Genomic DNA, 2,869 nt, shown 5'->3' on the forward strand with positions numbered 1-2,869 from the left:
GATTCAGGATTATTTCATTTACTGAAATAATCATTCCATTTACCATCAATATATGAAATTAAATCCATAAATAATACAGAATAATAGTTACGATAACGCCAAACGATGTTACATGGCAATAATGGAAGTCTCCACCCTGGAAGAACGTTAACCAGATCCCCCTTTTCAACGTGTGGTTCTGCTATCCATTCGGGTATCGCGATGCAAATGCCTTTCCCTTCGAGTACCAAATTCAGAATGCTGTTTACATTATTGGAACAAAATGATGCTCTTTCGTTAAAATTTATCTCAACCGAATTCTCATCATTCCTGATAGTTAAGGGAAGGGCCAGAGAGTGATGTTCAAATTTCAGGACTGAGTGAATATTGATGTCCTGCGGATGAGTGAGTGGTGCGGCGTGTTTTAAATAATCCGGCGAGGCATATAACCCAAATGGTACCGGGTCAAGCTTCTTGTGTATGATGTCAGGACTGTCAATAAATCCACTCTTTATCACCAAATCATCAAATTCCGGTGAGTTACCAGAGAAACTGCCTAATTCTCTTGAGTTTAATATTATTTTAACCTTGGGGTGTTTCTGCATATACTCCCAAGCCCATAAATTTATCAGTGAGTCGCATAAAATACCTGGCGCGGTTAGCCGTATGATACCATTGAACTGTTTGTTAACATTGGCGGTTTCCGTTACCAGTGAATAATAAACATTGTAGATTTCAATGGCTTTATCATAAAACATCTTCCCCACTTCTGTAACTTCAAAGTTATGAGCATTCCGCCTAATTAACTGACATCTGAAAATATACTCCAGCTTGGCAATGGACTTACTGACACAGGACACACTTAGATTAAGTTCTTTTGCGGACTTTGAAAAAGACCTGTTTTCTATTACTTTAATCAGCACGATCCAATCAATTATAACTCTGTATTGTTCTTTCATTTTATGCGCCTGATTTATCACCCTTCCAACAAAAAAAGTACATAATGAGAACCACAAAAAACGGATTGAATCGCCATGAAAAACAGTTCAATAAACCGATATAACAACATATTAGTTAATTCTACAAAGTCTTCAAAAACAGTGCTTCCGTATCACTATTTCGCTTATTACCGACCCCTATTCGGTGTGATTCATGTGCAGCAAAGTTTTAGTCACCTTGATTTACTGCCGAATTTAAATTAGGAAAACAAAACCTTAAATTATGAATAGCTAAATTAAACCCCATACCGATTAATACCAGTTTAGCGGAGTCTGGAGTTTTATCATATTCAGAACAAATATATATCAATCAAGATATTGTGTTTTTAATATCATCCATACACAAACGTATAATTGCATCACTTGAAAGCATCATTAAATAATCACATCCTTGACTCGCCTGTAATTATTTAATAACAGCAATAATCTCACCCTTCGATAATAATACAACCTGCCCACCCAATTTATTATTTTTCTGACTGAAAGATAATTCTGCAACCATTTCAGAACTGGAAAACAAATGCCCTATCCCAATGGCCAAATTCTCTTTACCGTCTCTGCATGCTGGATTTCTAAACCCTTAATGGTTTATAAGGTAGTTTACACAACCAGAAATAAAACTATCACTGCTGAAACCGGTAGATGTTATTTTTATTTTTGTTGTTGATGAGTTCCAGTCATATCGATCACCATCCTTTTGGCTATCTTCATAATAATTTCTAATATCATTCATAATTTATTTTATTTATTGAACCATCAACTCCACTCATCCTCCCCCCTCCTTTTTCAGCATTACACATAATTAACACTGAATAACTCAGGAGTTACGGTTAGGCAACATTCCAAAAGCATAATTTTTTTCCCAGAGCGCCTCACCAATTTTTTCCCATATTAACCTATATACGGTCTGTCTGATGTTGAGGTTTTTGCATGAGGACCGACAATAGCATCGTAATTGCTGCCATCAATAAATTTATTACTTGTCCCTCTGATCTGCACTCCTTTTACTAAATGCATGTTTTCAAGTAAAGTTGATACAAACTCAGGTTTTAATATTGATGACATATCAACATACACATCTCCATTTTTTTCTGTCATCTGACATAGAACTCTATTTAACAGAATAGTACCATTTTCCAGAGAGTTAATCATCATCCTTGCTTTGTAAAAATTCTCTTTAGTGATTTCATTTTCTTATTTAGTTTGATACTCACTCCTGGCATTATTAATAATATCCTGATAGCGCTCAGAAGATAGTGGATATCCAAGAAAAATGAGCCTTGCCTGCTCCTGTAATGCTTACCAGCTCTTCCATCCGCTTCCCAGCAATTTTCTCTGCAACATCTGACATTTTTTGAGGAAAAAACAATACATATATCTCATAGCAACTTATCGTAAACTGAAGGTATGGCCTGCTCACGTAATGTCAATCGTTTTCTGCATACATAATTAGTTCCCCTGGCGTACATTTAAGCACAGCACAAATATTTTCCAGCGTTGAGAAACGTATGGCTTTTGCATGTCCATTCTTCAGTATTGAAAGATTGGCATCAGTAATATCTATAGCTCTCGCCAGTTCTCTGGCTGTCATATTACGTTCCTGCAACAACTTATCCAGTGCAATAATGATCGGCATTTCGCTCTCAAATTATGAGTTCACATTCTTTTTTCAATTCCAAACCTGCATTCATGACAAGACTCATAGCATAGCAAATTAATGCAGCACAGGCGATAATTGCCTGATCAGTTCCAAATACCAACATAAAACCATAAGAACCTTCACCTTTACTGAGCAGATAACTTTCAAGTTGTATGGAGGAAAAGCGAGCTATTGAAGTAAGGGATAGCCATAACCCCATACTTCTGAACAATCTCACCTGGTGAAAAGTGAA

At 36.3% G+C, this 2,869-nt stretch carries 4 protein-coding genes; all 4 read right to left on the minus strand.

Going from position 1 to position 2,869, the window contains the following annotated elements; translation table 11 throughout:
- Positions 1-14 precede the first annotated feature (14 nt).
- Entirely contained in the window at positions 15-938 is a 924-nt protein-coding gene (locus VIP81_RS00915) for a LysR family transcriptional regulator (RefSeq protein WP_331956593.1), read from the minus strand.
- 930 nt (positions 939-1,868) lie between these two features.
- Positions 1,869-2,075 carry a hypothetical protein gene (locus VIP81_RS00920; RefSeq protein ID WP_331956594.1) on the minus strand — a complete coding sequence of 69 codons (207 nt, stop codon included), beginning with the start codon at positions 2,073-2,075 and terminating at the stop codon, positions 1,869-1,871.
- Positions 2,076-2,403: 328 nt separating this feature from the next.
- Positions 2,404-2,613 (minus strand): helix-turn-helix transcriptional regulator, encoded by a 210-nt coding sequence (locus VIP81_RS00925; protein WP_331956595.1) that lies wholly within the window; start codon positions 2,611-2,613, stop codon positions 2,404-2,406.
- A gap of 7 nt (positions 2,614-2,620) precedes the next feature.
- A partial coding sequence (locus VIP81_RS00930) for a hypothetical protein (protein ID WP_331956596.1) occupies positions 2,621-2,869 on the minus strand: 249 nt, incomplete at its 5' end.

The organism is Chitinophaga sp., from assembly GCF_036566945.1.
GTDB lineage: Bacteria > Bacteroidota > Bacteroidia > Chitinophagales > Chitinophagaceae > Chitinophaga.

Excerpts from the sequence above, each read along its gene's own strand:
- VIP81_RS00920 (WP_331956594.1), bottom strand. The coding sequence starts at position 2,075 with ATGACAGAAAAAAATGGAGATGTGTATGTTGATATGTCATCAATATTA.
- VIP81_RS00925 (WP_331956595.1), bottom strand. The coding sequence starts at position 2,613 with ATGCCGATCATTATTGCACTGGATAAGTTGTTGCAGGAACGTAATATG.
- VIP81_RS00915 (WP_331956593.1), bottom strand. The coding sequence starts at position 938 with ATGAAAGAACAATACAGAGTTATAATTGATTGGATCGTGCTGATTAAA.